This window comes from Shinella sp. NM-101 (assembly GCF_021401195.1).
Lineage (GTDB): Bacteria > Pseudomonadota > Alphaproteobacteria > Rhizobiales > Rhizobiaceae > Shinella.
Genome location: NZ_JACBFT010000002.1, coordinates 373,566 through 399,980, shown reverse-complemented (window position 1 = coordinate 399,980; position 26,415 = coordinate 373,566). Strand labels below are relative to the sequence as shown.

Annotated in this window: 31 protein-coding genes and 1 other RNA gene; 12 read left to right on the top strand and 20 right to left on the bottom strand. The window is 65.4% G+C overall.

What is annotated here, in order from left to right:
- Window positions 1-4: 4 nt before the first annotated feature.
- The 10 genes from L0976_RS05800 to ruvC form a co-directional block, all read right to left on the bottom strand.
- Window positions 5-1,117 (bottom strand): hypothetical protein, encoded by a 1,113-nt coding sequence (locus L0976_RS05800; RefSeq protein WP_203316017.1) that lies wholly within the window; start codon window positions 1,115-1,117, stop codon window positions 5-7.
- A 9-nt stretch (window positions 1,118-1,126) separates the two neighbouring features.
- A complete protein-coding gene (gene tolR, locus L0976_RS05795) occupies window positions 1,127-1,579 on the bottom strand; it encodes a protein TolR (RefSeq protein WP_203316018.1) in 453 nt (150 codons plus the stop codon).
- A 30-nt stretch (window positions 1,580-1,609) separates the two neighbouring features.
- Window positions 1,610-2,326 (bottom strand): protein TolQ, encoded by a 717-nt coding sequence (gene tolQ / locus L0976_RS05790; protein ID WP_203316019.1) that lies wholly within the window; start codon window positions 2,324-2,326, stop codon window positions 1,610-1,612.
- Window positions 2,327-2,633: 307 nt separating this feature from the next.
- Entirely contained in the window at window positions 2,634-3,110 is a 477-nt protein-coding gene (ybgC, locus tag L0976_RS05785) for a tol-pal system-associated acyl-CoA thioesterase (protein ID WP_234186496.1), read from the bottom strand.
- Window positions 3,107-3,592: an NUDIX hydrolase gene (locus L0976_RS05780; RefSeq protein WP_234186495.1), complete on the bottom strand. Its 486-nt coding sequence runs from the start codon at window positions 3,590-3,592 to the stop codon at window positions 3,107-3,109. The genes ybgC and L0976_RS05780 overlap by 4 nt, the downstream gene beginning before the upstream one ends.
- A gap of 13 nt (window positions 3,593-3,605) precedes the next feature.
- Entirely contained in the window at window positions 3,606-4,646 is a 1,041-nt protein-coding gene (gene ruvB / locus L0976_RS05775; protein ID WP_234186494.1) for a Holliday junction branch migration DNA helicase RuvB, read from the bottom strand.
- A gap of 40 nt (window positions 4,647-4,686) precedes the next feature.
- Window positions 4,687-5,304 (bottom strand): Holliday junction branch migration protein RuvA, encoded by a 618-nt coding sequence (gene ruvA, locus L0976_RS05770; protein ID WP_234186493.1) that lies wholly within the window; start codon window positions 5,302-5,304, stop codon window positions 4,687-4,689.
- An 11-nt stretch (window positions 5,305-5,315) separates the two neighbouring features.
- The gene (locus tag L0976_RS05765) at window positions 5,316-5,732 is read right to left on the bottom strand and encodes a type II toxin-antitoxin system VapC family toxin (protein ID WP_234186492.1); all 417 of its coding nucleotides are present in this window, start codon (window positions 5,730-5,732) and stop codon (window positions 5,316-5,318) included.
- Window positions 5,713-5,973 (bottom strand): AbrB/MazE/SpoVT family DNA-binding domain-containing protein, encoded by a 261-nt coding sequence (locus tag L0976_RS05760; RefSeq protein WP_203316024.1) that lies wholly within the window; start codon window positions 5,971-5,973, stop codon window positions 5,713-5,715. Before L0976_RS05760 ends, L0976_RS05765 begins: the two co-directional genes overlap by 20 nt.
- A gap of 55 nt (window positions 5,974-6,028) precedes the next feature.
- On the bottom strand, window positions 6,029-6,541 hold the full coding sequence (gene ruvC, locus L0976_RS05755) for a crossover junction endodeoxyribonuclease RuvC (protein ID WP_234186491.1): 513 nt from the start codon (window positions 6,539-6,541) through the stop codon (window positions 6,029-6,031).
- 315 nt (window positions 6,542-6,856) lie between these two features.
- Here ruvC and L0976_RS05750 point away from each other — a divergent pair, with 315 nt between their 5' ends.
- Window positions 6,857-7,858, top strand: coding sequence for an LLM class flavin-dependent oxidoreductase (locus L0976_RS05750; protein WP_234186490.1), 1,002 nt, complete (start codon window positions 6,857-6,859; stop codon window positions 7,856-7,858).
- A gap of 222 nt (window positions 7,859-8,080) precedes the next feature.
- Here the strand turns inward: L0976_RS05750 and L0976_RS05745 are convergent, their stop codons facing one another.
- On the bottom strand, window positions 8,081-8,827 hold the full coding sequence (locus L0976_RS05745) for a YebC/PmpR family DNA-binding transcriptional regulator (protein WP_203316027.1): 747 nt from the start codon (window positions 8,825-8,827) through the stop codon (window positions 8,081-8,083).
- A gap of 270 nt (window positions 8,828-9,097) precedes the next feature.
- Here L0976_RS05745 and L0976_RS05740 point away from each other — a divergent pair, with 270 nt between their 5' ends.
- Window positions 9,098-9,637, top strand: a complete 540-nt coding sequence (locus L0976_RS05740; RefSeq protein ID WP_234186489.1) for a pyridoxamine 5'-phosphate oxidase family protein — start codon at window positions 9,098-9,100, stop codon at window positions 9,635-9,637.
- 6 nt (window positions 9,638-9,643) lie between these two features.
- Here the strand turns inward: L0976_RS05740 and L0976_RS05735 are convergent, their stop codons facing one another.
- Together L0976_RS05735 and L0976_RS05730 are read right to left on the bottom strand one after the other, a co-directional pair.
- Window positions 9,644-10,468 carry a YmdB family metallophosphoesterase gene (locus tag L0976_RS05735; protein ID WP_234186488.1) on the bottom strand — a complete coding sequence of 275 codons (825 nt, stop codon included), beginning with the start codon at window positions 10,466-10,468 and terminating at the stop codon, window positions 9,644-9,646.
- A 9-nt stretch (window positions 10,469-10,477) separates the two neighbouring features.
- Window positions 10,478-11,062 carry a 5-formyltetrahydrofolate cyclo-ligase gene (locus L0976_RS05730; protein ID WP_234186487.1) on the bottom strand — a complete coding sequence of 195 codons (585 nt, stop codon included), beginning with the start codon at window positions 11,060-11,062 and terminating at the stop codon, window positions 10,478-10,480.
- 187 nt (window positions 11,063-11,249) lie between these two features.
- On the opposite strand from L0976_RS05730, the gene L0976_RS05725 reads away from it, so the two are divergent.
- Window positions 11,250-11,474, top strand: a complete 225-nt coding sequence (locus L0976_RS05725) for a transcriptional regulator (RefSeq protein WP_234186486.1) — start codon at window positions 11,250-11,252, stop codon at window positions 11,472-11,474.
- 2 nt (window positions 11,475-11,476) lie between these two features.
- On the opposite strand, the gene L0976_RS05720 is transcribed toward L0976_RS05725, so the two are convergent.
- A complete protein-coding gene (locus L0976_RS05720; protein WP_203316032.1) occupies window positions 11,477-12,463 on the bottom strand; it encodes a sugar-binding transcriptional regulator in 987 nt (328 codons plus the stop codon).
- Between the two features lie 293 nt (window positions 12,464-12,756).
- Here L0976_RS05720 and tal point away from each other — a divergent pair, with 293 nt between their 5' ends.
- Window positions 12,757-13,722: a transaldolase gene (tal, locus tag L0976_RS05715; protein ID WP_234186485.1), complete on the top strand. Its 966-nt coding sequence runs from the start codon at window positions 12,757-12,759 to the stop codon at window positions 13,720-13,722.
- Between the two features lie 75 nt (window positions 13,723-13,797).
- Here the strand turns inward: tal and ssrS are convergent.
- The 3 genes from ssrS to L0976_RS05700 all read right to left on the bottom strand — a co-directional run bounded on the left by ssrS (window position 13,798) and on the right by L0976_RS05700 (window position 14,721).
- A non-coding RNA gene (gene ssrS / locus L0976_RS05710) (6S RNA) lies at window positions 13,798-13,956 on the bottom strand.
- Between the two features lie 99 nt (window positions 13,957-14,055).
- Window positions 14,056-14,427, bottom strand: a complete 372-nt coding sequence (locus tag L0976_RS05705; RefSeq protein WP_203316034.1) for a cell division protein ZapA — start codon at window positions 14,425-14,427, stop codon at window positions 14,056-14,058.
- A 21-nt stretch (window positions 14,428-14,448) separates the two neighbouring features.
- Window positions 14,449-14,721 (bottom strand): DUF4164 domain-containing protein, encoded by a 273-nt coding sequence (locus tag L0976_RS05700; RefSeq protein ID WP_203316035.1) that lies wholly within the window; start codon window positions 14,719-14,721, stop codon window positions 14,449-14,451.
- 329 nt (window positions 14,722-15,050) lie between these two features.
- Here L0976_RS05700 and tkt point away from each other — a divergent pair, with 329 nt between their 5' ends.
- From tkt to pgk, 4 genes are all read left to right on the top strand, one after another.
- Window positions 15,051-17,033, top strand: coding sequence for a transketolase (gene tkt, locus L0976_RS05695; RefSeq protein WP_203316036.1), 1,983 nt, complete (start codon window positions 15,051-15,053; stop codon window positions 17,031-17,033).
- Window positions 17,034-17,101: 68 nt separating this feature from the next.
- Complete coding sequence (gap, locus tag L0976_RS05690; RefSeq protein WP_203316037.1) at window positions 17,102-18,103, top strand: type I glyceraldehyde-3-phosphate dehydrogenase; 1,002 nt, start codon at window positions 17,102-17,104, stop codon at window positions 18,101-18,103.
- An 11-nt stretch (window positions 18,104-18,114) separates the two neighbouring features.
- Entirely contained in the window at window positions 18,115-18,678 is a 564-nt protein-coding gene (locus L0976_RS05685) for a putative glycolipid-binding domain-containing protein (protein ID WP_234186484.1), read from the top strand.
- Between the two features lie 15 nt (window positions 18,679-18,693).
- Complete coding sequence (gene pgk / locus L0976_RS05680) at window positions 18,694-19,893, top strand: phosphoglycerate kinase (RefSeq protein WP_234186483.1); 1,200 nt, start codon at window positions 18,694-18,696, stop codon at window positions 19,891-19,893.
- Window positions 19,894-20,168: 275 nt separating this feature from the next.
- On the opposite strand, the gene L0976_RS05675 is transcribed toward pgk, so the two are convergent.
- A complete protein-coding gene (locus tag L0976_RS05675; protein ID WP_203316040.1) occupies window positions 20,169-20,324 on the bottom strand; it encodes a hypothetical protein in 156 nt (51 codons plus the stop codon).
- Between the two features lie 150 nt (window positions 20,325-20,474).
- Here L0976_RS05675 and L0976_RS05670 point away from each other — a divergent pair, with 150 nt between their 5' ends.
- From L0976_RS05670 to L0976_RS05660, 3 genes are all read left to right on the top strand, one after another.
- Window positions 20,475-21,752, top strand: coding sequence for an MFS transporter (locus tag L0976_RS05670; RefSeq protein ID WP_234186482.1), 1,278 nt, complete (start codon window positions 20,475-20,477; stop codon window positions 21,750-21,752).
- A complete protein-coding gene (locus L0976_RS05665; RefSeq protein ID WP_203316042.1) occupies window positions 21,749-21,937 on the top strand; it encodes a DUF1192 domain-containing protein in 189 nt (62 codons plus the stop codon). Before L0976_RS05670 ends, L0976_RS05665 begins: the two co-directional genes overlap by 4 nt.
- Window positions 21,938-22,318: 381 nt before the next feature.
- Complete coding sequence (locus L0976_RS05660) at window positions 22,319-22,837, top strand: DUF1465 family protein (RefSeq protein WP_203316043.1); 519 nt, start codon at window positions 22,319-22,321, stop codon at window positions 22,835-22,837.
- Between the two features lie 299 nt (window positions 22,838-23,136).
- Here the strand turns inward: L0976_RS05660 and rpmE are convergent, their stop codons facing one another.
- Window positions 23,137-23,358 carry a 50S ribosomal protein L31 gene (rpmE, locus tag L0976_RS05655; protein ID WP_203316044.1) on the bottom strand — a complete coding sequence of 74 codons (222 nt, stop codon included), beginning with the start codon at window positions 23,356-23,358 and terminating at the stop codon, window positions 23,137-23,139.
- Between the two features lie 190 nt (window positions 23,359-23,548).
- Between rpmE and L0976_RS05650 the strand changes: the two genes are divergently transcribed.
- Window positions 23,549-25,372, top strand: coding sequence for an ABC transporter transmembrane domain-containing protein (locus L0976_RS05650; RefSeq protein ID WP_233290608.1), 1,824 nt, complete (start codon window positions 23,549-23,551; stop codon window positions 25,370-25,372).
- A 9-nt stretch (window positions 25,373-25,381) separates the two neighbouring features.
- Here the strand turns inward: L0976_RS05650 and L0976_RS05645 are convergent, their stop codons facing one another.
- Window positions 25,382-26,413, bottom strand: coding sequence for a peptidoglycan -binding protein (locus L0976_RS05645; RefSeq protein ID WP_203316046.1), 1,032 nt, complete (start codon window positions 26,411-26,413; stop codon window positions 25,382-25,384).
- Window positions 26,414-26,415 lie beyond the last annotated feature (2 nt).

Below are 26,415 nucleotides of genomic sequence, written 5' to 3'. Positions count from 1 at the left end.
GTTCTTACATCATTTCGCTTGGATCGAAGTTCACGACGACTTCGCTCCAGGCATCGTATTTTTCCGGGGGCAGCCCCTTGAAGGGCCGCGATTTCATGATGGCGCGGCGCGCGCCGCCGGCAAGCGCCCGGCGCGCAGCTTCAGAGCCGCCGGTCGCCACGACGTCCGGCTCGCCGATGATGTCGCCGTTCTGGTCGAGCTGCATCGTGACCTTGATGCGCACGTCGGCGGCATCCGAAAGGCCGGGGATGATCGACCAGTTGTTCTGGATCTGGCCGCGCAGCGCATCCATCTCGCTCATCGAGAGCTTGGTGCCGGTCGTCGTCTTCTTGCCGCCGAGCGCCGCCTGCTCCTGAGAGCGCTTGGCGCCGCCGCCGGCCGCCTTTTCCTTGTTGAGAAGCGCAGCGACCTCGTCGGCGTTGAAGTCGCTCTCGTTCAGCGAACTCGCCTTCTCCTGCTTCTTCTTCTCGTCCTTCTTCCGGTCGGGCGTCTTGGCCGTCTGGGCCTTCGCCGTCTCGGTCTTTTTTTCCTCCGGCTTCTTCTCCGGCTCGGCCTTGGCCGTCTCGACCTTCGGCCTCATCTCGGGCAGCGGCACCTTGTCGGGCAGCGCCTCGGCCTGCGGGTCCTCGGCGGGCTTTTCCTCGGCCGGCTTGGCCTCGGGCTTCGGATCCGGCTTGACCTCCTGCTTGGCCTCGGGGAGGGCGGCAACCTCGGTCGAGGGCTCGCTCGCCTTTTCGACCGGCTTTGCTTCCTCGGGGGGCTTGCTGTCCGGCGTCTGGACGACCTTCTCGGCCTTTTCCGGCGAGGCGGCGGTCTCGATGTCGCGCGGCTTTTCCTCCGGCGTCGGCAGGTTCTTCAGGTCGATCTCGTTGTCGCCGACATTCTCCGCATTCTCGACCGGCGTCTGCTTCTTGGTCGGAACGGGCGCGGCCTTTTCCTTCATCTCGGCCTTCTTGTCACCCTGCTGGATCTGCGTCAGCTCCTCGATCGACACGATATCGACCGGCAGGGCCTCGACATCGGCGACGTCGAAGCTTTCCGGACTGCCGAGCGAGACCAGCGCCCAGGTGAGAACCATGGCGTGGAGAACGGCGGATGTGGCAAGGCTGCCCTTCATGGCGTGCGTTTACCTGTCCGGTTTCTGCTCGGTGACGAGGCCGATATTGGTAAAACCGCCGGCCTGGATGCGCGACATGACGTCGGCGACGACGCCATAGGGCGCATTGCCGTCGCCGCGCACGAAGACGCGCTCGGTATAGCCGGTGGTCGCCACGGCCTGCAGCTTGGCGGCGATCTCCTCGATCGGGATCGGCGTTTCCTGCAGGAACACCTGACCGTCCGACTTGACCGACACGGTGATCGGCTGGGTGTCGGCGTTGAGGGCCTTCGCCTGCGTCTTCGGCAGGTCGATCGGCACGCCGACCGTCATCAGCGGCGCGGCGACCATGAAGATGATGAGCAGCACGAGCATGACGTCGACGAACGGCGTCACGTTGATCTCGCTCATCGGCGCCCTCTTGCCGCCACCGCGGCGGCGGCGGCCACCGCCTGAATTCTTCGCTCCGACTGACATGCCCATGGCGTCGTCTCCGTCTTCTGTGATCGCGCGTTACTGCGCCGCGGCGCGCGGCTGGAGCTTCTCGTCGATCTGGCGCGAAAGGATGGCGGAGAACTCGTCCGCAAAGCCCTCCATGCGCGCCGTCAGCTTGCCGGCATCGGCGGAGAACTTGTTGTAGGCGATGACGGCCGGGATGGCGGCGAGAAGGCCGATGGCGGTCGCCAGGAGCGCTTCGGCGATGCCGGGCGCGACGACCGCAAGGCTCGTCTGCTTCGAGCCGGCAATGGCCTGGAAGGAGGTCATGATGCCGACGACCGTGCCGAAGAGGCCGACGAACGGCGCTGCCGAGCCGATGGTGGCGAGCGAGCCGAGGCGCGCTTCCAATCCTTCCGATTCGCGGGAGAGCGTGACGTCCATCGCCCGGTCGATACGCATCTGCAGCCCGATCGGAGATCGCGCGCCGCGCTCGAAACTCTTCTTCCATTCCCGCATCGCCGCCACGAAGATGGCGCTCATGCCGGAGGTCTGGCGGTCGGAGAGCGTGCGATAGAGCTCCTCCAGCGACTGCCCCGACCAGAAGACCTGCTCGAAATGATCGAGCTGGCGACGTGCCTTGCCGTAGGTCACCGTCTTGTCGACGACGATGGCCCAGGTCCAGACGGACGCGGCGATCAGGCCGAGCATGACCAGCTTCACGACGAACCCGGCCTGCATGAACAGACCCCAAAGGGTCACGCTGCCTGCCGCTTCCAAACCCACTTGTTCCATAGACCTATGTCCCCGAATCCAAACACCCGGCACGGGCCTTCGCAGCTCGAACCGGGTCTCATTCACGCCTTCGCGATCTCCTGGGAGGTGGATATCGCATCAGCATTCACAAACGCGCGTCGCAGCCAGGGATGAGGATCCGTACCCGCTTCGCAGCCCGTCAAGAATGTCCGGTTGATGCCGCCGGCCGCCATGCCGGTCAAACGCTTACAACCTGCCTTCTTCACGGCAATTTTGGTTAAAGGATGACGTGCAGCGCACAAAACCCTCACCAGCCGAGTAAGACATCATTATGGTTAAGGGAGTGTTACCGCGGGGCCGCACCGGCGTTTTCTTGCGTCTTGGCAAGAAAACGCGCGGCCAGCGCCTCCGGCAGGCGCCGCGGCCGGCCGGCCGCATTGATGACGGCGATGATGACACGCGCGGCGATCAGGAGCTGTTCGCCGCGGCGGATCTCCTGGTTGAGGATCATCTTCGCCCCGCCCGCCTTCTCGGTGGAGGTGAGGATCGTCAGGATGTCGTCCATGCGCGCCGGCGCCTTGAAGTCGATCTCCATGCGATGGACGACGAAGACGAGGCCCTCGCGGTCTTCCTCCAGGACGAGGCTGCCCTGCTCGACGCCGAGCAGCCGCAGGTAATCCGTCCGCCCGCGCTCCAGGAAATGCAGGTAGCGGGCGTGGTAGACGACGCCGGAGAAATCGGTGTCCTCGTAATAGACGCGCTGCACGAGCCGGTGGCCTGCCTCGGTGAGTTCGCCCGAAAGCGGATGGGTCGTTCCGGTCACGCTGCCACCCTTTCCCTGACGATGTGATGCTCGCCCGCCGCCGGCAGCCGGTCGATGCGCTCGGCGACGAACTGCGGTTTCAGCCGGTGCATGGCGAGCGCCTGGGGGGTGGCTTTCAGCCAGCGGAACTCCACGTCCACGCCGTCGACCACGCGGTGCACGATGTCCTCCTCATGGAAGGGAAACGGCTCGGCGAGCGAAAGCAGGTAGTAGAAGCCGAGCTCGTGCGCCGTGTAGCCCTCGTAGGAGAAGAAGTTCTCCACGGTCCACAGGAGGCGCTCGACGCGCGCCTCTCGATGAAGCTCCTCGCGCATCTCGCGGACGATCGTCTCCTGCGAATCCTCGCCGATCTCCGCCCGCCCGCCGGGCAGCGCCCAGTAATCGTCCTTCACGCCGCGCTGGGCGAGAACATGTCCCTCCCGGAAGATCAGGCCCGCCACGCGGAAGCTGAAGAGCTGCGGCTTGCGGTCGATCCGGATCATGTGGCGGTCCGGCTCACTCATCCTCGAGCCCGAGCCGGAACTGCGTCGCCTCGATATCCTTCGGCGGTGTGAGGCCGAGATGCTTCCAGGCATTGGCGGTCAGCACGCGCCCGCGCGGCGTGCGCTGGATGAAGCCCTGCTGGATCATGTAGGGCTCGATGATATCCTCGATGGCGTCGCGTGGCTCGGACAGCCCCGCCGCGATGGTCTCGATGCCGACCGGCCCGCCGCCGAAATTGTGGGCGATCATCGAGAGATAGCGCCGGTCGAGCTGGTCGAGGCCCATATTGTCGACGAGAAGCCGCGTCAGCGCCTCGTCGGCGATCTTCTGCGTCACCGCCTCCGCCCGCGCCACCTCGGCGAAGTCGCGCACGCGGCGCAGCAGCCGGCCGGCGATGCGCGGCGTGCCGCGGGCGCGCCGGGCGATCTCCCGCGCGCCGCCGTCCGTCATGCCGAGCGCCATCAGCCGCGCGCCGCGGCGCACGATCGATTCCAGCTCCTCGACGGTGTAGAAATTGAGCCGCACCGGAATGCCGAAACGGTCGCGCAGCGGCGTCGTCAGCAGGCCGAGGCGCGTGGTGGCGGCGACGAGCGTGAATTTCGACAGGTCGATCTTCACCGAGCGGGCCGCCGGGCCTTCACCGATGATGAGGTCGAGCTGGAAATCCTCCATGGCCGGATAGAGGATTTCCTCGACGGCCGGGTTGAGGCGGTGGATCTCGTCGATGAAGAGCACGTCGCGCTCTTCGAGATTGGTGAGCAACGCCGCAAGGTCGCCGGCCTTGGCGATGACCGGGCCGGAGGTCGAGCGGAAATTGACGCCGAGCTCCTTGGCCATGATCTGCGCCAGCGTCGTCTTGCCGAGGCCGGGCGGCCCGACGAAGAGCACATGGTCGAGCGCCTCGCCGCGGTTCTTCGCCGCCTCGATGAAGATCTTCAGGTTCGCGCGCGCCTCCGCCTGGCCGGTGAAGTCGTCCAGCGTCTGCGGCCGCAGGGCCGTATCGATGTCCTCGCCGCGCTTGTCGGGCGAAAGCAGTCTCGTCTCGTCGCTCATTGAGCCCTAATCCCATTGTCCACGGCGCAAAGCAACCGCATCACCGCGACAATTCCTTGAGGCCGAGGCGGATGAGCTTGGCGCTGTCCGCCCCCTCCCCGCCGTTCTTGAGCGCCGCCGCGACCGCATTGGCCGCCTGGTCGCGCGAATAGCCGAGATTGGTGAGCGCCGAGACCGCATCGGCGACGGGCGCCGAGGCAACCCCCTCGCCGATCTCCTGCTTGAGCCCGATGGCGGCCGAGGCCTCGCCGGCAAAGGCCGGCGCCTTGTTGCGCAATTCGGTGACGATGCGCACCGCCACCTTCGGCCCGACGCCCGGCGCGCGCGAGACGGCCGTCTTGTCCTGCAGCGCGATGGCATTCGCCAGCTCCCCCGGCGTCAGCGTGGACAGCACCGCCAGCGCCACCTTGGAGCCGACGCCCTGCACGCTCTGCAGCAGCCGGAACCATTCCCGCTCCAGCGCCGTCAGGAAGCCGAAGAGGCGGAACTGGTCCTCCCGCACGTAGGTCTCGATGAACAGCACCGCCGCCTCTCCGGCCGAGCCGAGCCTGCCGAGCGTGCGCGCCGAGCAATGGGCGACATAGCCGACGCCGTGCACGTCGAGAATCACATGATCCTCGCCGATCTCGTCGATGGTGCCTTTGAGTTTGCCGATCATGGGAAGGTCCGTCAGGGATGGGTTTCGGGGGAGATGATGTCGAGCGCGGGGAAATAGGAGCGGTAGCGGGCGGCATCGCGGGTGAGCAGCCGGTGGGAGCGCGCCGCGGCATGCGCCCCGACGAGGAAGTCGGGCAGCGTACGCTCCCGAAGCCCACCCGCCCGGCGATAGGCATAGTGCGCCTTGCCGGCAGCGAATGCCGCCTCGTAGGAAAAGGGTTCCCGCCGCATGCGAAGCCAACCAAAGGCCAGATTCAGCTCCAGTTCGCTAAGGGGCGATGCCGCAAGCTCCGACCACACGACGGAATGCAGAACCAGTTCCCCCTCTTCCACGCATCGCTTCAAGGCCGCAAGCGACCACACCCGTTGAGGGCGATCCGGTCCGAGGATGTCGATCAGAACATTGGTATCAACGAGGGTCGAGGTCATCACGCGGCCCCCGCAGCCATTCGAAATATTCGTCGGGCGTCATGCCGTCGAGATCCCACGTTCCCTTTACACTTGCCGCCCAGGCGTCGAAATCCTCGAAATCGCCTTTGCCGTCGCCCACCTTCACCAGCATCACGCCGTTGTTCGAGACAACGAAGTCCACCTCCGAACCGGGCTCGATGGCGAGCCGGTCGCGGATATCCTTCGGGATCGTCACCTGACCTTTTTCCGTCACACGCATGGTAATACCTCTGAGGTATTACTTATCGTTGCAACCGGAACAAGTCAAGAACAAATCAACCGGCGAGCTTGGCGAGGCGGCCGGAGAGGCCCTGGCGGTTGTGGGCGTGGCAGATGGCGATGGCGAGCGCGTCGGCCGCATCGTTGCCCACGAACGTGGCCTTCGGCATCAGCACCTTCAGCATCATGTGGATCTGCTGCTTTTCGCCGTGACCGACACCGATGACCGCCTTCTTGACGGCGTTCGGCGCATATTCGGCGACGTGCAGGCCCGCACGCGCCGGCACCAGCATGGCTATGCCGCGCGCCTGGCCGAGCTTCAGGGTCGCCGTCGCGTCCTTGTTGACGAAGGTCTGCTCGACGGCGGCTTCATCGGGCTGGTAGCTGTGCACGATCTCGGCAAGCCCGTCATGCAACTGGCAGAGGCGCGAGGCGAGATCCATCTCGCCGTCCGACGTCACGGTGCCCGAGGCGACGAAGCGCAGCGAATTGCCGAGCGTCTCGATGACGCCCCAGCCGGTGCGGCGAAGCCCCGGATCGATGCCGATGATGCGAATCGTGTCCTGCATTGTCCAACCCTAGTCCTGTCCGCCGGACCCTGCCAGCGAAATGTGAACAAAACAAAAACAAAGCACCATCTTCGCTTGCCGGCAAACCCCGCCGCACATACCGTCGTCATCCTCGGCCTCGTGCCGAGGATGACGACGCATCGAAAACCACAACGTCAGCAGATCCTCGGGACAAGCCCGAGGATGACGGAAGAAGGGTTGTCGAACCTTGCCGCAGCCCACGGTTTCACGCTTCCATCAAATCCCCGCTTGGATTCGAGAAAACTGAACCTACATGGGGAAGCGATCAAAATCCCTTACAAAGAGGCCGCTCCCATGGTGCCCTTCTCCATCCTCGACCTGTCCCCGGTCATCGAAGGCGGCACCGTCGCCCAGTCGCTGGAAAATTCCCGCCTCCTGGCGCAGGAGGCCGAGGCGCATGGCTACCAGCGCTTCTGGCTCGCCGAGCACCACGGCATGCGCGGCATCGCCAGCGCCGCAACGTCCCTCGTCATCCAGCATGTCGCGGCCGGCACGAAAAGGATCCGCGTCGGTGCCGGCGGCATCATGCTGCCGAACCATTCGCCGCTCGTCATCGCCGAGCAGTTCGGCACGCTCGCCGCCCTCTTCCCGGATCGCATCGATCTCGGCCTCGGCCGCGCGCCGGGCACGGACATGCGCACCGCGCAGGCGCTGCGCCGCAACCTCGACAGCGCCGCCAACAATTTCCCGCAGGACGTCATCGAGCTGATGCAACTCATGGGACCGCCCGCGCCCGACCAGAAGGTCGTCGCCGTGCCGGGCGCGGACAGCAACGTGCCGGTCTGGCTGCTCGGCTCCAGCCATTATTCGGCGCATCTGGCCGGCATGCTCGGCCTGCCCTTCGCCTTCGCCTCGCATTTCGCGCCGGACATGCTGCTGACGGCGCTGGAAATCTACCGCGAGCGCTTCGAGCCGTCGCAATATCTCGACCGGCCGCATGTCATGGTCGGCGTGATGGGCGCGGCGGCCGATACGGATGAAGAGGCCGATTACCTCTTCACCTCCATGCAGCAATCCTTCGTGCGCCTGCGCCGCGGCACGCCCGGCGCCTTCCCGCCGCCGGTCGACGACATGGACGGCTTCTGGAACGAGCAGGAGCGCATCATGGTGGAGCACACGCTGCAATATGCGGTGGTCGGCGGGCCGGAGAAGATCAAACACCGGATCACCGACTTCCTTGCGCTCACCCGGGCGGACGAGCTGATCATCTCCATGCCGGTTCACGACATGGAGGCGCGGGTGAAGTCGCTGCGGTTGTTTGCGGGGGCGCAGCATACGCTCGCGAAGGCGGTATAGCGAAGGCTCACAGCATTCGGATTGCTGGCGACACTCTGAAAGCTCTCTTCCGTCATGCTCGGGCCTGTCCCGAGCATCCGCCAGCGTCCCGGTTTTCGATGCGCCGGCAGATCCTCGGCACGAGGCCGAGGATGACGAAGAAGGTAAAGCGGGGGCTTGAAAACGAACGAAGGCCGGGGCCTTGCGGCACCCGGCCTTTCATCATGGCAGATGGGTGTCCGATCAGGCCGAGAGCTTGGCCATGACCTCGTCGGAAACCTCGAAGTTCGAATAGACGTTCTGCACGTCGTCGTCGTCGTCAAGCGTGTCGATGAGCTTCATCAGCGACTGCGCCTTTTCCTCGTCGACCGGCACGGTGTTCTGCGGCTTCCAGATCGCCTTGACGGTCTCGGCCTCGCCGAGCGTGTCTTCCAGCGCCTTGGAGACCTCGCCGATGTCCTCGAAGCCGCAGATGATCGTGTGGCCGTCCTCGTCCGTCGTCACGTCTTCGGCGCCGGCCTCGATGGCGGCTTCCATGACGGCGTCGGCGCTGCCGGCGGAAAGCTTGTAGGTGATCTCGCCGACGCGATCGAAGGAGAAGGAGACCGAGCCGGTTTCGCCCAGTGCGCCGCCGGCCTTGGAGAAGGTCGAGCGGACGGAGGAGGCGGTGCGGTTGCGGTTGTCGGTCAGCGCCTCGACGATGACGGCGACGCCGCCCGGGCCGTAGCCCTCGTAGCGGACTTCCTCGTAGTTCTCGCTGTCGGCGCCGGAGGCCTTCTTGATCGCGCGCTCGATATTGTCCTTCGGCATGGACTGCGCCTTGGCGTTCTGGATCGCCAGACGCAGGCGGGCGTTCATCGCCGGGTCGGGCAGGCCGGTCTTGGCCGCAACCGTGATTTCACGGGCAAGCTTGGAGAACATTTTCGACCGCACGGCGTCCTGCCGACCCTTGCGGTGCATGATATTCTTGAACTGTGAATGGCCAGCCATGGCACCCCTGTCTAGTTTGGCGCCCGTCCTTCCGGTCGCCGGTCGCTGAGCGGGACATGACGACCGCGGCGATGCGCCGGCCTGCAGCCCGATTTTTGGAATGCCGCCTTATAATTTCATTGTCGCCGCGCGTCCAGCAGTCCGGCAAACAAAGCAGCACGGCGTTGATCGGCCCACGACGCCGATCACGATCCCTTGAGGCTCGATGCGGAACTTGTCCGCCGCATCCACGTTTCCCGCAGCATCACCCAACGATTGCGAGGAACAGCGATGTCCGATCTTACCCGCGCGCGCGAAAACCCGAAGGAACAGCTTTTCGACGAGATCGACCGGATTCATGCCGGCATGCTCGGCGTCGAGGGCAGCCACATGCACATGCAGCCGATGTCACCGCAGCTCGATCGCCAGAGCGCGACCATCTGGTTCTTCACCAGGACGGATACCGAGATCGTCGAGGCCATTTCCCCGGGCGCTCGCGCGCATTTCTGCGTGGTCGGCAAGGACCACGACTATCACGCCTGCGTCGCGGGCAGGATTTCCGTGCGCAAGGACCCGGTCAAGATCGACGAATACTGGAGCTCGGTCGTCGAAGCGTGGTTCGACCACGGCAAGGACGATCCCAAGCTCACCATGCTGGCGCTGGAGATCGAGGACGCGGAGATCTGGGCCTCGACCGGCAGCACGCTGAAATTCGGCTGGGAGATCGCCAAGGCGAACCTCAACCCGGACGAGGAGCCCGATGTCGGCGTGAAGGCGCATCTCACCTTCGACACCGGGGGCTCGGCGGATCACCTGCGCCACATGGTCTGACCGAGGTCAGCTCCAGAAGGCCGGCACCGTTTCGGCAAGGCGCGCCCCGAGTCGCAAAGGCGCGATCTTCTCGGCAAGGCCGGTGCGGTCGGAAATCTCGACCGCAAGGCCGCAGATCGTCGCCGGCCCGGAGGCCGCCTCGAAACGGCCGCGCGGCATCTTGGAGATGAAGCGGTTGAGCGGTTCTTCCTTGTCCATGCCCAGAGAGGAATCGTAGTCGCCGCACATTCCGGCATCCGACATGTAGCCCGTGCCGCCGTTCAGGATATGGCAGTCGGCCGTCGGCACATGCGTGTGCGTGCCGACGACGACGCTGGCGCGTCCGTCGACGAAATGGCCAAAGCACTGCTTCTCGCTGGTGGCTTCCGCATGGAAATCGAAGATGACCGCATCCGCCTGCTCCCCGAGCGGGCAGGAGGCGAGGATCGCCTCGCCCGACGTGAAGGGGTCGTCCAGTTCGGGATGCATGAAGACGCGGCCCATGATGTTGGCGACGAGGACGCGCGCGCCGTTGCGGGCGATGAACAGGTTGGCGCCGCGGCCGGGCGTGCCGGCGGGATAGTTCGCCGGCCGCAGGAACTGGTCGTGGCGGCTCGCGAAGGTCACGGCTTCCTTCTGGTCCCACACGTGGTTGCCGGTCGTCACGACATCGGCGCCGGCATTGATCGTTCCCAGGAAGATGTCTTCCGTGATGCCGAACCCGCCGGCCGCGTTCTCGCCGTTGACGACGACGAAATCGAGCTTGAAGTCGCTGATCAGCCCCGGCAGGCGCTCCCAGACGGCGGTCCGCCCGGTCTTGCCCACCATGTCGCCCAGAAAGAGAAAACGCATCGAACTGCCTTATGAAACCTGTTGGAACATGCGGATACCGCTTTCCGTGAGGATCGCGTCCAGGGGGACGTCGTGCGGCTCGGCGGGTACTGATGCCACTTCCTGGCAGTCGAACGCAATGCCGATCAGCTTCGGCGAATGGCCCTTCGCCTTCAGCCGGTCGATTGCCCGGTCGTAATGGCCGGCGCCGTAGCCGATGCGATGCCCCGTGCGGTCGAAGGCCGAAAGCGGCACGAGCAGGATGTCGGGATCGATGACGGCGGCCTCCGGCCCCGGCCCCGTCGTGCCGAAGCCGGTCTTCACGACGGGCGCGCCCGCAACCAGCTCGCGGAAGATGATCGTCTCGCGGTCGAGCACGACGGGCAGGCAAAGCCGCGCGCCGCGGCTGCGCAGATGCGCCATCAGCGGCCGGACATCCGCTTCCGAGCGGATCGGCCAGAAACCGGAAACCACCGCGCCCGGTTCGAACTCGATGCGGTCGCCCGCACGCTCCACCATGGCAAGGCTGCCCTCTATGCGCGCCTGCGGCGTCATCGCATCGCGCAGCGCCAGCCGTTCGTTGCGGATGGCCGCCTTCTGTTCCTTGGGTGTCACGAATGCCTCCAGCGATTTCCAGCGTGGCTTATCAGCTAGCAGCGCCGGAATGCAAATCCTCGCCCTTTTGCGACAGGCAGCGGATTGTCCCGCAACGGGACACGGCGGCCGGACATCGCGGATCGATATTAAGCATTGGAATAACAAGCGCTTTTCGCACCCGGGGCGGCTCTTTAAGCCGGGGCGCATGAAACCCACTCGAAGCGATTCCCCCCGCCATCCGGAACTGACCGAAATCGAAAGACGGTGCCTCGACCTCGCCGCCCGCGGCAGGACGCCGGCCGACATCGCGCTCGAAACCGACATCGCCCTGCCGCGCATCGCCGAAGCAATGCGCAACGCCGTCGACAAGCTGGGCGCCCGCAACGTCACGGGCGCGATCACCCGCGCCCTGCGCCTCGATCTCATCTGACCTCAGGCGGCCGCGGACGTCTCGGCAAGCCGCAGCATGGCGTGCGCCGCGCCCTCGTCGGTGATCAGCGTGTTGCAGCCGATGCGCCGGATCGTGGCGCGGATGGCCGGCGCGCGATGCGCACCGCCTGAGACCAGCACGATGTGCCGCGCCTTCTTCACCGTGTCGAGGTCGATCGACATGACGCGGTGGCGGATGGGATGGTCGATCGTGTGCCCTTCGGCATCGAGGAAATTGCACATCGTGTCGCACACGCAGCCGGCGGCCACCAGTTCCTCCAACTCCTCTCTCGCGATGAAATCGCGCGACAGCGAGCTCGAGCGCGGCCCGATGTCGCCGCAGCTCACCACCGCGATGTCCATGTTCTCCGCCAGGTCGAACAGCGTCCTCAGGCCACATTTCTCGATCAGGCTGCGCTTGGTCTCGCGCGAATCGACCAGCAGCGGCGCGAGGAACAGGTAGCACTCCGCCCCGAGCTGGCTTGCCAGCCGCCAGGTATATTCGATCGGGTTGATATGATGCGCCTCGACCACGCCGCCGAGCAGCGAGACGACCTTGACCCGCTCGCGCCGCGCCGGGCGGAAGCTGGCGAGCGAGGCCGTCAGCGTGCGCCCCCAGCCGACCCCCACCGTGCAGTCGTCGGGGATCGCTTCCGTCAGGAACTGGCCGAGCGCGAGGCCCACGCTCTTTGCGGTCCCCTCGGCACTGTCGGCCGCCGGCACCACCACGGCCTCGTCCAGCCCGTAGGCCTTCTCCAGCCGCCCGGCGAGCTCGACGCAGTCGGCGATGCCCTCGTTGATCCAGATCTGCACCTCGGAGCGCTTCAGCGCCTCGTCGAGCATGCGCACGACCGTGGTGCGGCTGACGCCGATCTTTTCCGCCACGTCCTTCTGGGTGAGGCCCTGGTTGTAATAGAGCCAGGCGGCCCGCAGGCGCAGCGCCGCCGATTCCGAATAAGCCGTATGCGTATCGCGCCGGAGCCTTGCCACGTCGCCTCCATCTTCCTCAAAGTCGTCTCCGCCGGCACCATAGCACATCAAACGGTAAATGCGACATATGTTCATCCGATTAGGCAAAAGTGCTTGACTTTCTCCGGCGGAAATGTCGATAGTCCCCGTGAGATCGGCTGGCGGCTTTCCGCCGGCGGATCGTGTGTGCAGGCACGCCCAGAGAGCGAAACGGAAGCACGGTCGCGGGGCGCGCGTTCACAGGAACATGGAGGAGGGTTCGACGTTCCCCCTTGGGAAAGCCGGCCCGGCAACAACCATTCGGGATTTCGGATATGACGTCCAAGCTTGAACAACTCCGCGCGATGACGACCGTCGTGGCAGATACCGGCGACATCGAAGCCGTCCGCCGCCTGAAGCCGGTCGATTGCACCACCAACCCCACCATCGTGCTGAAGGCGCTCGGCACGCCCGCCTTCGCCGACGCCGTCGCGGAAGCCATCCGCTGGGGCCAGTCGCAGGGCGGCAACCGCGAGGGCGTTGTCTCGGCCGTCGCCGACCGTCTCGCCATCTCCGTCGGCGCAGCGCTTGCAGAACTGGTGCCTGGCCGCGTCTCGACGGAAGTCGACGCCGACCTCTCCTTCGACACCGAGGCCTCCATCGCCAAGGCCCGCGAGATCATCAAGGCCTATGACGCGCGCGGCATTTCCCGCGAGCGCATCCTGATCAAGCTCGCCTCGACGTGGGAAGGCATCCGCGCCGCCGAAGTGCTGCAGAAGGAAGGCATCGACTGCAACCTGACGCTGCTCTTCAACAAGGCCCAGGCCATCGCCTGCGCCGATGCCGGCGTCTTCCTCATTTCGCCCTTCGTCGGGCGCATCCTCGACTGGCACGTCAAGGCAGCCGGCAAGACCTTCACGGCGGAAGAGGATCCGGGCGTGCTCTCGGTCCGCGCGATCTACGATTACTACAAGTCCAACGGCATCGACACGATCGTCATGGGCGCCTCCTTCCGCAACACGGGCGAGATCGAAGCGCTCGCGGGCTGCGACCGCCTGACGATCAGCCCCGCCCTGCTGGAGGAACTCGACGCCGCATCGGGCGCGCTCGAGCGCAAGCTCTCGCCGGAAAAGGCCACCAAGGTCTCGCCGGTCAAGGTCGACGAGAAGGCCTTCCGCTGGATGCTGAACGAAGACGCCATGGCGACGGAAAAGCTCTCCGAAGGCATCCGTGCCTTTGCCAAGGACCTCGGCAGCCTGCGCGCCATGGTCGACAAGGAACTGAAGGCAGCGGCGGCATAAGCCGCCTGCGTCAGGACCAAGACACGAAGGCCGCCCCATGGGCGGCCTTTTCGTTTCGGCGATGATTTCAAGACGGTACGATCCGCGACGACCGATGGAGATTTACGATCCTGGGTGCCTACAAACGTAGGTGGGCACCGTGTGACCAAGCCCACGGGCCGGGTCAGGGACAGCTCCCTTTGGATCGAGTATGGCCCCAGGGATTGTGGTTCCTGTCGGGAAGCGCAGATCGCCTTAGACATATAGGATGAAAGCGGCGTTTTCGCCAGTGGTAATTCCTGGAGCACCTCAAGCGAGAGCGCGAAACTCCCAGCAGAGCGGAAACGCTTGGGATCAGTTCACCGGCGCCTTGCCGGTGAGCTTGGCGGCCATGCCCTGGATCTGGCTGGTCAGTTCGCCCAGCGCCTGCGCGATCGCTTCCTCGTTGCGGGAAACCTCGCTCATCACGCCCTCCCGGCCCTTGCGCAGGTCCTCGGTTTCCTTTTCGAGCTTGGCGAGGCGGCGGGTGACGTCGTTGAGTTCGTCCATCACCATGATGCCGGCCATGACGGTGAGCCTCAGGTCGCCGATCTCGCCGAACTGGCTCTTCAGGTGACCGACGTACCGGTCGAAGCCGGCGGCGAGCTCTTCCAGATGCCCTTCCTGCCCTTCCTCGCAGGCCATGCGATAGGCCTTGCCGTCGATCTGTACCGTTACCTGTGCCATGCCATCGCTTTCTGATTGGGATTACCGGTCGAGTACGGCCCGGATCGTTTCCATGGCCGTGACGAGCCGGCGGGAGACCTCGCGGTTCACCTCCTCAAGGCGGTTCGCACGGAATTCGGACTGGTCGAGCTCCTGGGCGAGCCGCGAGCGGTCGGCATTCACCCGGCGCACCTCGCCTTCCACCTCGACATGGTTGCGCTCGCGGTCGAAGCGCATGTCGAGCGCATTCTCGAGGCTCGCGAGAGCCCTGCGAAGCTCCTCGATCGCCGCCCTGACTGTTTCCCCGTTGGTCATGAAGCCTTCACCGGCAGTTTCAAAAATACGAATCGCCGCCGCCAGCGCCGGTTCCCTTGCCTTGACAGTATTCAACAGCGGGCCCGAGCGTCAACAGCGCGGCAATCCCGGCGCCAAAGCCGCTGTGGATCGGCGCTTCGGGACAGGTGCGCGTACAGTCCCGCACACGCTTTCGAAACCGCTAAAAAAGGTCGCAGAACCGGGCTTCAAGTGCCGCAAAAACCGCCGAATTCGTTGACTTAGACCGTGCACCTGCTATGTGTCACCCGCTTCCAACCGATACCCCGGAACGGCATCGGCCCCGACACCACGAAGAAGACGGAACAGTCATGATCTCTCGCGAAAAACACGACCGGATGGCGAACGCAATTCGCTTCCTTTCCATGGATGCCGTGGAAAAGGCGAACTCGGGTCACCCCGGCCTGCCCATGGGCGCAGCAGACATCGCAACGGTTCTTTTCACCCGCTTCCTGTCCTTCGACCCGAAGACGCCGTCCTGGCCGAACCGCGACCGCTTCGTCCTGTCGGCCGGCCACGGCTCGATGCTCCTCTACTCGCTGCTCTACCTGACGGGCTACGAGGACATCACGATCGACGAGATCAAGAATTTCCGCCAGCTCGGCGCCCGCACCGCCGGCCACCCGGAATACGGCCACGCCGCCGGCATCGAGACGACCACGGGTCCGCTCGGCCAGGGCATCGCCAATGCCGTCGGCATGGCGATCGCCGAGCGCAAGCTGCGCGACGAGTTCGGCTCCGACCTCATCGAGCACTACACCTATACCCTCGTCGGTGACGGCTGCCTCATGGAAGGCATCAGCCAGGAAGCGATCTCGCTCGCCGGCCACCTGAAGCTCAACAAGCTGATCGTCTTCTGGGACGACAACAACATCTCGATCGACGGCCCGATCTCCATTGCCGACTCGACCGACCAGCACGCCCGCTTCCGCGCCAGCCAGTGGCACACCATCGCCGTCGACGGCCACGATCCGGACGCCATCGCCGCCGCCATCGAGGAAGCCCACAAGTCCGACAAGCCGACCCTGATCGCCTGCAAGACGACCATCGGCTTCGGCGCGCCGAACAAGGCCGGCACGCACAAGGTCCACGGCTCGCCCCTCGGCGCCGAAGAGATCGCCGCCACCCGCAAGGCGCTGAACTGGGAATCGGAAGCCTTCGTCGTTCCCTCCGACGTGCTCGACGCCTGGCGCCTCGCCGGCCTGCGCTCCACCAAGGCGCACAAGGAATGGGAAGCCCGCCTCGAAAAGACCGACGCCGAGAAGAAGGCGCAGTTCGTCCGCCGCTTTGCCGGCGACCTCGAAGGCAGCCTCGATTCCGCGATCTCCGCCTACAAGCGGAAGCTCGCCGAGACGAAGCCCAACCCGGCCACCCGCAAGGCTTCGGAAGATGCGCTGGAAGTCATCAACGGCGTCCTGCCGGAAACCATCGGCGGCTCCGCCGACCTGACCGGCTCCAACAACACCAAGACCAGCCAGACCAAGTCGATCACCCCGACCGACTTCTCCGGCCGCTACATCCACTACGGCGTGCGCGAGCACGGCATGGCGGCCGCGATGAACGGCATGGCGCTGCACGGCGGCCTCATCCCCTATTCCGGCGGCTTCCTGATCTTCTCGGACTATTGCCGTCCGTCGATCCGCCTTGCAGCCCTGATGGGCATCCGCGTCATCCACGTGCTGACGCACGATTCCATCGGCCTTGGCGAGGACGGCCCGACGCACCAGCCGGTCGAGCACATGGCCGCGCTGCGCGCCATCCCGAACCTCCTCGTCTTCCGCCCGGCCGACGCCACGGAGACGGCGGAATGCTGGCAGCTTGCGCTCGAAAGCCACAACCGCCCGTCCGCCATCGCGCTGACCCGCCAGAACCTGATGCCGGTACGCCTCGAATATGAGGAAGAGAATCTCTGCGCCCGCGGTGCCTACGATCTCGTCTCGGCGAGCGACGCACAGGTGACGATCTTCGCCACCGGCTCGGAAATCGAGATCGCGGTAAAGGCCCAGCAGGCCCTTTCGGCCAAGGGCATCTCGACCCGCGTCGTCTCGGTCCCCTGCTTCGAGCTCTTCGCCGAGCAGCCGGAAGCCTACCAGCAGGCCGTCATCGGCAACTCGCCGGTCAAGATCGCGGTCGAAGCCGGCATCCGCCAGGGCTGGGATCACTTCATCGGTTCGGACGGCATCTTCGTCGGCATGTCCTCCTTCGGCGCCTCCGGCCCCTACAAGGAGCTCTACAAGCACTTCGGCATCACGCCGGAGGCCGTCGTCGCCGCCGCGGAAGCCAAGCTGGCCTGAGCGCCGTCGGGCGCGGCCCCGGCCGCGCCTCGCATCGCCAAACGTTTATCCATAGGGAGAGACCCGAAATGACTGTGAAAGTTGCCATCAACGGCTTTGGCCGCATCGGCCGCAACGTCCTGCGCGCCATCGTCGAATCCGGCCGCACCGACATCGAAGTCGTCGCCGTCAACGACCTCGGCCCGGTCGAGACCAACGCGCACCTCGTCCGCTACGATTCCGTCCACGGCAAGTTCCCCGGCACCGTCACCGTTTCCGGCGACACGATCGACGTCGGCCGCGGCCCGATCCGCGTCACCGCCATCCGCGACCCGAAGGAACTGCCCTGGGGCGACGTCGACATCGCGCTGGAATGCACCGGCCTCTTCACCACCAAGGAAAAGGCCTCCGCGCACCTTGCCAATGGCTCCAAGCGCGTCATCGTCTCGGCCCCGTGCGACAATGCCGACAAGACCATCGTCTTCGGCGTCAACCACGACACGCTGACCAAGGACGACCTCGTCATCTCCAACGCCTCGTGCACGACGAACTGCCTTGCACCGGTCGCCTACGTTCTCGACAAGGCCTTCGGCATCGAGAAGGGCTACATGACGACGGTCCACTCCTACACGGGTGACCAGCCGACCCTCGACACCATGCACAAGGACCTTTATCGCGCCCGCGCCGCTGCGCTGTCGATGATCCCGACCTCGACCGGCGCCGCCAAGGCCGTCGGCCTCGTGCTGCCGCAGCTCAAGGGCAAGCTCGACGGCTCGGCCATCCGCGTGCCGACCCCGAACGTCTCGGTCGTCGACCTGAAGTTCGTGCCGAAGCGCAACGTCACCGCCGAGGAAGTCAACGCCGCCATCAAGGCAGCCGCCGAAGGCGAACTGAAGGGCATCCTCGACTACGTCACCGGCCCGCTCGTCTCGATCGACTTCAACCACGACAGCCATTCGTCGAACTTCGCCGCCGACCAGACCAAGGTCCTCGACGGCAACCTCGTGCGTATCCTCTCCTGGTACGACAACGAATGGGGCTTCTCGAACCGCATGTCCGACACGGCCGTCGCCCTCGGCAAGCTGATCTAAGGACGCCGACAATGTTCCCGCCCCTCGCCCTCAAGACGGTCCGCTGGCGTCCGTTCGAGGGTGAGGGGCTGGAGCACCTGACCGTACGGGCGGTCGACGGCGGCCTTCGGGCCGAAAGCACCGTGATCGGCGAACAGGGCGACCGGCCCTTCGGCGTCCATTACCGCATCGACCTCGATGCCACCTGGCGCGTGCGCGCCTTCCTTGTCGAGGATACGGCCGGCAGGCGCACCGCGATGCTGTCGGATGGCGATGGTCGCTGGCGCAACGAGGATGGAACGCCGCTTCCCGTCTTCGACGGCTGCATGGACATCGATCTTGCCGGATCGCCCTTCACCAACACGCTGCCGATCCGGCGGCTGGGACTTTCCGTCGAACACGGCAGGACCACGCTGAAGATGGTGTACGTCCCGTTCGATACATTCGTGCCCTTCGTCGACGGGCAGCATTACACCTGCCTTTCGCCGGCAAGCCGCTACCTCTACGAAGCGGCGGATCGCAGCTTCGGCGCGGAGCTTCCGGTCGATGCCGACGGCTTCGTAACCGATTATCCCACCCTATTCGCAAGACTCTGACGGGAGCCAATGCCCATGACCTTCAAGACCCTCGACAACCTCACCGACATCGCCGGCAAGCGCGTGCTCGTCCGCGTCGATCTCAACGTGCCGGTCAAGGACGGCAAGGTCACCGATGCGACCCGCATCGAGCGCGTCGCCCCCACCATCCGGGAACTTTCCAAGAAGGGCGCCAAGGTCGTCCTGCTCGCCCATTTCGGCCGCCCGAAGGGTGAGGTCGTCGCCGACATGTCGCTGGAGCAGATCCTGCCCGCCGTGAACGACGTCCTCGGCACCAAGGTCCAGTTCGCCGCCGACTGCATCGGCGAAAAGGCCGCCGCCGCCATCGCCGCCATGCAGAACGGCGACATCCTGCTCCTCGAAAACACCCGCTTCCACAAGGGCGAGGAGAAGAACGACCCGGACTTCACCGCCGCGCTGGCCGCCAACGGCGACATCTACGTCAACGACGCCTTCTCCGCCGCCCACCGCGCCCATTCCTCGACGGAGGGCCTTGCCCATCTCCTGCCCGCCTATGCCGGCCGCACCATGCAGGCCGAGCTGGAGGCGCTGGAAAAGGGCCTCGGCAACCCGGCCCGCCCGGTCGTCGCCATCGTCGGCGGCGCGAAGGTCTCCACCAAGATCGATCTTCTCATGAACCTCGTGAAGAAGGTCGACGCGCTGGTCATCGGCGGCGGCATGGCGAACACGTTCCTGGCCGCCCGCGGCACTGATGTCGGCAAGTCGCTCTGCGAGCATGATCTTGCCGACACCGCAAAGCAGATCATGATCGAGGCCGCGACCGCCACCTGCGCCATCGTGCTGCCGGAAGACGGCGTCGTCGCCCGCGAGTTCAAGGCCAATGCCGAGAACGAGGTCGTCGACGTCAACGCCATCCCTGCCGACGCCATGATGCTCGACGTCGGCCCGAAGACCATCGAGGCCGTCAATGCCTGGATTTCCCGCGCTTCGACGCTCGTCTGGAACGGCCCGCTCGGCGCCTTCGAGATCGCCCCCTTCGACGCCGCGACGGTCTCCGCCGCAAAGCATGCGGCAGAGCAGACCAAGGCCGGCAAGCTCGTCTCCGTCGCCGGCGGCGGCGACACGGTGGCCGCCCTCAACCATGCGGGCGTCGCCGACGATTTCACCTATGTCTCGACCGCCGGCGGCGCGTTCCTGGAATGGATGGAAGGCAAGCCCCTGCCGGGCGTCGACATCCTGCGCCAGCAGAAATAACGCTGCCCTCTTGCGCCGCGCCGCAGATCGCCTACATTCTCCTTAACGTCAACGTAGAGAAAGGAAGGTGATCCAATGTCTAATGAGATTTCGGTCTTGGCTTCGGGCATGGGAATTGTGGTGAACGAAACGAGGCAGCCCTCGTTCTGAGCCCACCTTCCTTCGGGCCGACAGGCCCGGGTCCGCACGGGACCAAACCTCATGGGGGCCACCTTCGGGTGGCCCTTTTGCGTTTCAGGACACAAGGCCGCCAGCCCGCACTTGGGCGCAGCCGCCTACGGCCGGATGAGCACCGTCAGCATCATCAGCGCGATGGCGACGACCGCGATCTTCCAGAAATCCGTGCGCCGGCGCAGCCCCGGCAGGCCGATGGGCCGGATGACATGCAGCAGCATGGCGGCGAGAAGCAGGGCGGGGAGGATTTTCGACATGGCGGCCTTTCTCGCCTCTTCCTGTCACACCTCGGACACTTTTCCAAGCCAACAGCGCACAGCCCGAAAAACGCGCCCGCCCTCGCCTTTCCATCTGGCAATCGTCAACAGGTGCGCTATTCCTTCCATCGGCGAAACTGCGAAAGTCTCATGCGTAAAAACCTCATATCCGTCTTCGCGCTTCTGATGGGCACCCTGTTCCTCTTCCTGGGCAACGGCCTGCACGGCCTGCTCCTGCCGATGCGCGGCGCCTTCGAGGGATATGCGACGACGATGCTCGGCCTGCTCGGCACGTCCTGGGCAAGCGGCTTCGTCCTCGGCTGCCTTCTGGCGCCGACCGTCGTCAAGCGCATCGGCCATGTGCGCGCCTTTTCCGGCTTCGCCTCGCTGATCGCCATCATCGCGCTCCTGACGGGCATCCTGGTCGATCCGGTCTGGTGGATCGTGCTGCGCGCCGTCACGGGCTTTTCCATCGCCGGTACGTCGATGATCATCGAGAGCTGGCTCAACGAGCGTGCGACCAACGAGAGCCGCGGCCTGATCTTCTCGCTCTACATCGCCATCACGCTGATCGGCACCGTCGGCGGCCAGATGACCGTCGCCCTCGGCGATGTCACGACGCCGATCCTGTTCATGTTCGCGGGCATCCTCTATTGCCTCGCCATGCTGCCGACGACGCTTTCGACCGCCGCCTCGCCCCAGCCGCTGAAGCAGGTCAGGCTTGATATTCCCGCCCTTTACCGCACGTCGCCGATCGCCTGCGTCGGCATCGTGCTGATCGGCATCGCCAACGGCGCCTTCGGCACGCTCGGCGCGGTCTTCGGCGCCAATGCGGGCCTCACGTCCAGCACCATCGCCATCATGATGAGCGTCGCCATCTTCGCCGGGGCGGTCATGCAGCTTCCGGCCGGCCGCATCTCCGACAGGGTGGACCGCCGCATCGTGCTCGCCGTGCTTTCGGCCATCGCCGCCGCCGCGGGCCTTGCGCTCTTCATCTTCCAGCCGGCGTCCGTGACGATGCTGCTCGTGCTGACCGCGCTCTACGGCGCGATGGCCAACGCGCTCTATCCGATCGCCGTTTCCCACGCCAACGACTTCGCCAGCCCCGAGGACTTCGTGAAGGTGTCGGGCGGCCTGCTGCTGCTCTACGGCGTCGGCACGATCATCGGCCCGACCCTCGGCGGCCCCATCATGTCGGCGGTCAGCCCCTACGCGCTCTTCATGGTCACCGGCTGGGCGCATATCCTCATCACCGCCTACGCCATCTTCCGCAGCCGCCGCCGCGCCGCGCTCCCGGCGGAGATGCGCGACTCCTACACCACCATCAACCCCGGCACGCTCACCACGCCGGAAAGCCTTCAGCTTTCGCCGCGCGCCCTGCCCCATTCGCAGGTCGCCGACGAGCAACAGGAGGAACGACCCGCATGAGCCTCTTCGACGACGACCGCCCGGCCAGGAAGATCGCACACGAGATCGGCAGCGACCTGTCGCTGCTTTCGGTGGATGAGCTTTCCGCACGAATCGATCTTATGCGCGCGGAGATCGAACGCCTCGAATCGGAGAAGGCGAGGAAGGGCGCTAGCCGCTCGGCGGCGGAAAACCTCTTCCGCTGAGCTGCGCCGGATTGCCGCAGGCCTTGCAGAAAAGACACAGCGAAAGGCGGAACGACAATAGAGTTAACCGGCCATTAAGCCTTACACGTTATTACTTGCTCGTCCGGTTCTTCCGGGTTCAGACATTTTCACCCTTGTGGAAGCGGTCTGATTTTTCTCCCTGTTTACCTTGAGAGCCGCTTTCCGCGGCTCTTTTTTTGTTTGCCGCCCCCACCCCTTTGCACCTGTCCCGAAAGAATTGTGGAGATTAACCCTTTCTTAAGAATACCCTTGCGCGAATTGGGTTATGGCATCATCTTCAAGGCATAGACCGGTCACTTGGAACACCCGGGGCCGAGCGTCCGTTACCTGAAATGTGATTGCGTCAACAGGGATGAAACCATGTCCGAAAGAGGATTGAATACCGTCAGCTTTGCTGGCCACGTTGCGTCGTCGGCGCAATTCAAGTCCCTGTACGCCGAGGGCATGGGTCTGGTCGAGGAGACCGCGAGCTATCTCGATGGCGTCGGCCGCCAGGCCTCCAAGGTCCTGCCGCGCATGGCCTCCGTGCTCTATGCGGCGGAATCGATGCGCCTCACCACCCGCCTGATGCAGATGGCCTCCTGGCTCCTCTTGCAGCGCGCCGTCAACAACGGCGAGATGAGCCGCGAACAGGTCCTGTCGGAAAAGAACAAGGTTCGCCTCGACGGCTTCAACGTCGACAAGACCGCGCCCGGCTGGAACGAATTGCCGGAAGCCTTCCGCGACCTCATCGAGCGTTCGCTGCGCCTGCAGAACCGCGTCGCGCTGCTCGACCGCGAGATCTACCGCCCGCAGGAAGTCCAGACCTTCCAGCCGGACAACCAGAACAGCGTCCAGGCCCAGCTCAACCTGCTGCAGACCGCCTTCGGCAACAACTGAGCGATACACGCGCATAGCGACGCAACGACCCGGCTTCGGCCGGGTTTTTTGTTGCCTGCTGTTTGCGGCCCCTCCCCCCTTCACCTGCCTGCCGGCATCCTCTCCCCGCAAGCGGGGCGAGGAGCGCTGGGCGAACCGTTTTCCTGCACTTCCAGCGCTTGGAGGAAAACGGTGCAACATCCCATTCTCCCCGCTTGCGGGGAGAATGTCCCGGCAGGGGGATGCGGGGCAAACCCGCAACCAGGCAACAAAAAACCCGGCTGAAGCCGGGTTCTCGAAAATCCACTGCGGAAGGCAGATTAAAGGCCGAGGCCTTCGAAGCGCTTCTTGAACTTGGAGACGCGGCCGCCGCGGTCCATGAGCTGCTGGTTGCCGCCCGTCCAGGCCGGGTGCGACTTGGGGTCGATTTCGAGGTTCATCGTTGCGCCTTCCGAACCCCAGGTCGAGCGGGTTTCGTACTCGGTGCCGTCGGTCATCACGACCTTGATGGTGTGGTACTGGGGATGGATATCAGCCTTCATGACAACTTTCCTGCCTGTTCCGGAGGCCATTTGTCGCAATGGATTGCGACAGCGGGGCCAAAGACGTAAATGAAGCCGCAGTCAGTCGGACCTACGGCTTCCCAATTCGATGGCGAGCCTATACATGAAGGCCGTCTGGATAACAAGAGCCGAAAGACAATTCGTGCCGCCAGGCACTGGAAACGGGGGTATGGTGTCCATAGACAGTCAGACAGTCGCGCCGGAGAAATCCGCGCGCCGCAACATTCGTCCGCTGGGCAGGCTCGCTCCCTATATCCGTCGCTATCGCGGCCTCGTGGCCGGGGCCCTCGTGGCCCTCGTGCTTGCCGCGGTGACGACGCTGGCCCTGCCGATCGCCGTGCGCCGCATGATCGACCACGGCTTCTCGGGCGCGGATGCCGGCTTCATCAACACCTATTTCACGATGCTCTTCGTGCTGGCCGGCCTCCTCGCGCTGGCAAGCGCCATGCGCTACTACTTCGTCATCACGCTCGGCGAACGCATCGTGGCCGACCTGCGGCGCGACGTCTTCGCCCATGTGACGAAGCTCTCTCCCGCCTTCTTCGACGTCAACCAGTCCGGCGAGATCGTCTCGCGGCTGACGGCCGACACGACGCAGATCAAGTCCGCCGTCGGCGCCACCGCCTCCGTTGCGCTGCGCAACCTCATCCTCTGTCTCGGCGCCATCGCCATGATGGTCTATACCAGCCCGAAGCTGTCGAGCCTCGTCATCGCCGCCATCCCCGTCATCGTCTTTCCGCTCGTCGCCTTCGGCCGCTCGGTGCGCCGCCGCTCGCGCGAGGCGCAGGATACGCTGGCCGCCGCCTCCGCCTATGCCGGCGAAGCGATCGGCGCCACGCGCACCCTCCAGGCCTTCAATGCGGAAGATGCCGCCCGCGCCCGCTTCTTCGGCGCCGTCGAGAGCGCTTACGAGGCCGCACGCTCGGCCATCCGCGCCCGGTCGCTGCTGACGGGCTTCGCCATCGCCATGATCTTCGGCTCCGTCGTCGCCGTCCTCTGGTTCGGCGCGCGCGACGTGCTCTCGGGCACGCTTTCGGCCGGCACGCTCGGCCAGTTCCTGCTCTACGCGGTCTTCGCCGCCGGCAGCCTCGGCGCGCTTTCGGAGGTCTGGGGCGAGCTGTCGCAGGCCGCCGGCGCCGCCGAGCGCCTGAGCGAGCTTCTTGCCGAGCCGCCGGCCATCACCGCCCCCGCAAACCCGGTTGCCCTGCCGGTTCCCGCCCGCGGCGAGCTGGCCTTCAGGGACGTCCACTTCTCCTACCCGGCCCGTCCCGGCTACCGCAGCATCAACGGCCTCTCCTTCTCGGTGAAGCAGGGCGAGACCGTCGCCGTCGTCGGCCCCTCGGGCGCCGGCAAGAGCACGATCCTCTCGCTCGTCCTGCGCTTTTACGATCCCGATTCCGGCACCGTCCTTCTCGACGGCGTGGACCTTCGCACCACCGATCCCGAAGAGCTGCGCCGCCGCATCGCGCTCGTGCCGCAGGACGTCACCATCTTCGCCGCGACGATCCGCGACAACATCGCCTTCGGCATGAACGATGTCAGCGACGCGGCGATCCGCGCCGCCGCCCGCGCCGCGCAGGCGGAAGAGTTCATCGAACGGCTCGACGACGGCTACGACACGATGGTCGGCGAGCGCGGCGTGACGCTTTCCGGCGGCCAGCGCCAGCGCATCGCGATCGCCCGCGCCATCCTCAAGGACGCGCCGCTCCTGCTGCTCGACGAGGCCACATCGGCCCTCGACGCCGAAAGCGAGACGCTGGTGCAGAAGGCCCTCGACGGCCAGATGGGCAAGCGCACGACCATCGTCATCGCGCACCGCCTCGCCACCGTCCTCAAGGCCGACCGCATCCTCGTCATGGAGGACGGTCGCATCGTCGAGGAAGGCACGCACCAGTCGCTCATCCGGCAGGACGGTCTTTATGCGCGCCTTGCCCGCCTTCAGTTCGACCATGGCGGCCAGGCATTCCTCGGCGAGGCGCGCGCGGTCGGCTGACCGGCCGGGCTATCGTTCGGTAAGTTTCAGCTCGATACGGCGGTTGGTGGCGCGGGCGGTGTCGTCACTGCCCTCGGCGATCGGCTGGAATTCGCCGAAGCCGGCAGCGACGAGCCGGTTGGCAGGCACCCCGTTGGCGATCAGGAACTTCACCACCGACGTCGCGCGGGCGGAGGATAGCTCCCAGTTGTCGCGGTAGCGTCCCGTGCCTGACAGAGGCACGTTGTCCGTGTGGCCGTCGACGCGCAGCACCCAGTTGATCTCCGAGGGGATTTCCCTTGCCAGGTCGAGCAGCGCGGCCGCGAGCTTGCGCATCTCCGCCTGCCCCGCCTCGTTGAGGTCGCTGCCGCCCGAAGGGAAGAGCACTTCCGACTGGAAGACGAAGCGGTCGCCGACGATGCGGATGTTCTCGCGGTCGGAGAGGATTTCACGCAGGCGGCCGAAGAAGTCGGACCGGTAACGGTTCAGTTCCTGCACGCGCTGCGCCAGGGCGACGTTGAGGCGCCGGCCGAGATCGGCGATCTTCGCCTGCGAGGACTTGTCCTTGGCCTCGGAGGCCTGCAGGGCTTCCTCGACGGCGGCGATCTGGCTGCGCAGGGCGGCGATCTGCTGGTTGAGCAGCTCGATCTGGCTCATCGCACGCGCGCTCACCTGCTTTTCCGTATCCAGCTCGCCTTCCAGCGTCGTCACGCGGGCATTGGCCGCATCGGAGGCGCCGGCGCCGCTATCGAGCAATTGCTGGAGCCGCGTGCGGTCGCTCTCCGACTGGGCGAGCGAAGCCTGCAGGTTGGCGAGCGCATCTTCCAGATCCTGCTTGCCGCTCTTTTCCAGCGCCAGGAGCTGCGTCAGCTCGTTGATCTGGCTGGTCAGCCGGTTCAGCACGTCGTCCTTGCCGGAAATCTCGCGGCTGAGGAAGAACTGCGCCAGCACGAACACCGTCAGCAGGAACATGATAGCGAGGAGCAGCGTCGACAGCGCATCGACGAAGCCCGGCCAGTAATCGACCGCGCGCTGGCTGCGCCGGTTGCGGGCAAGCGCCATGG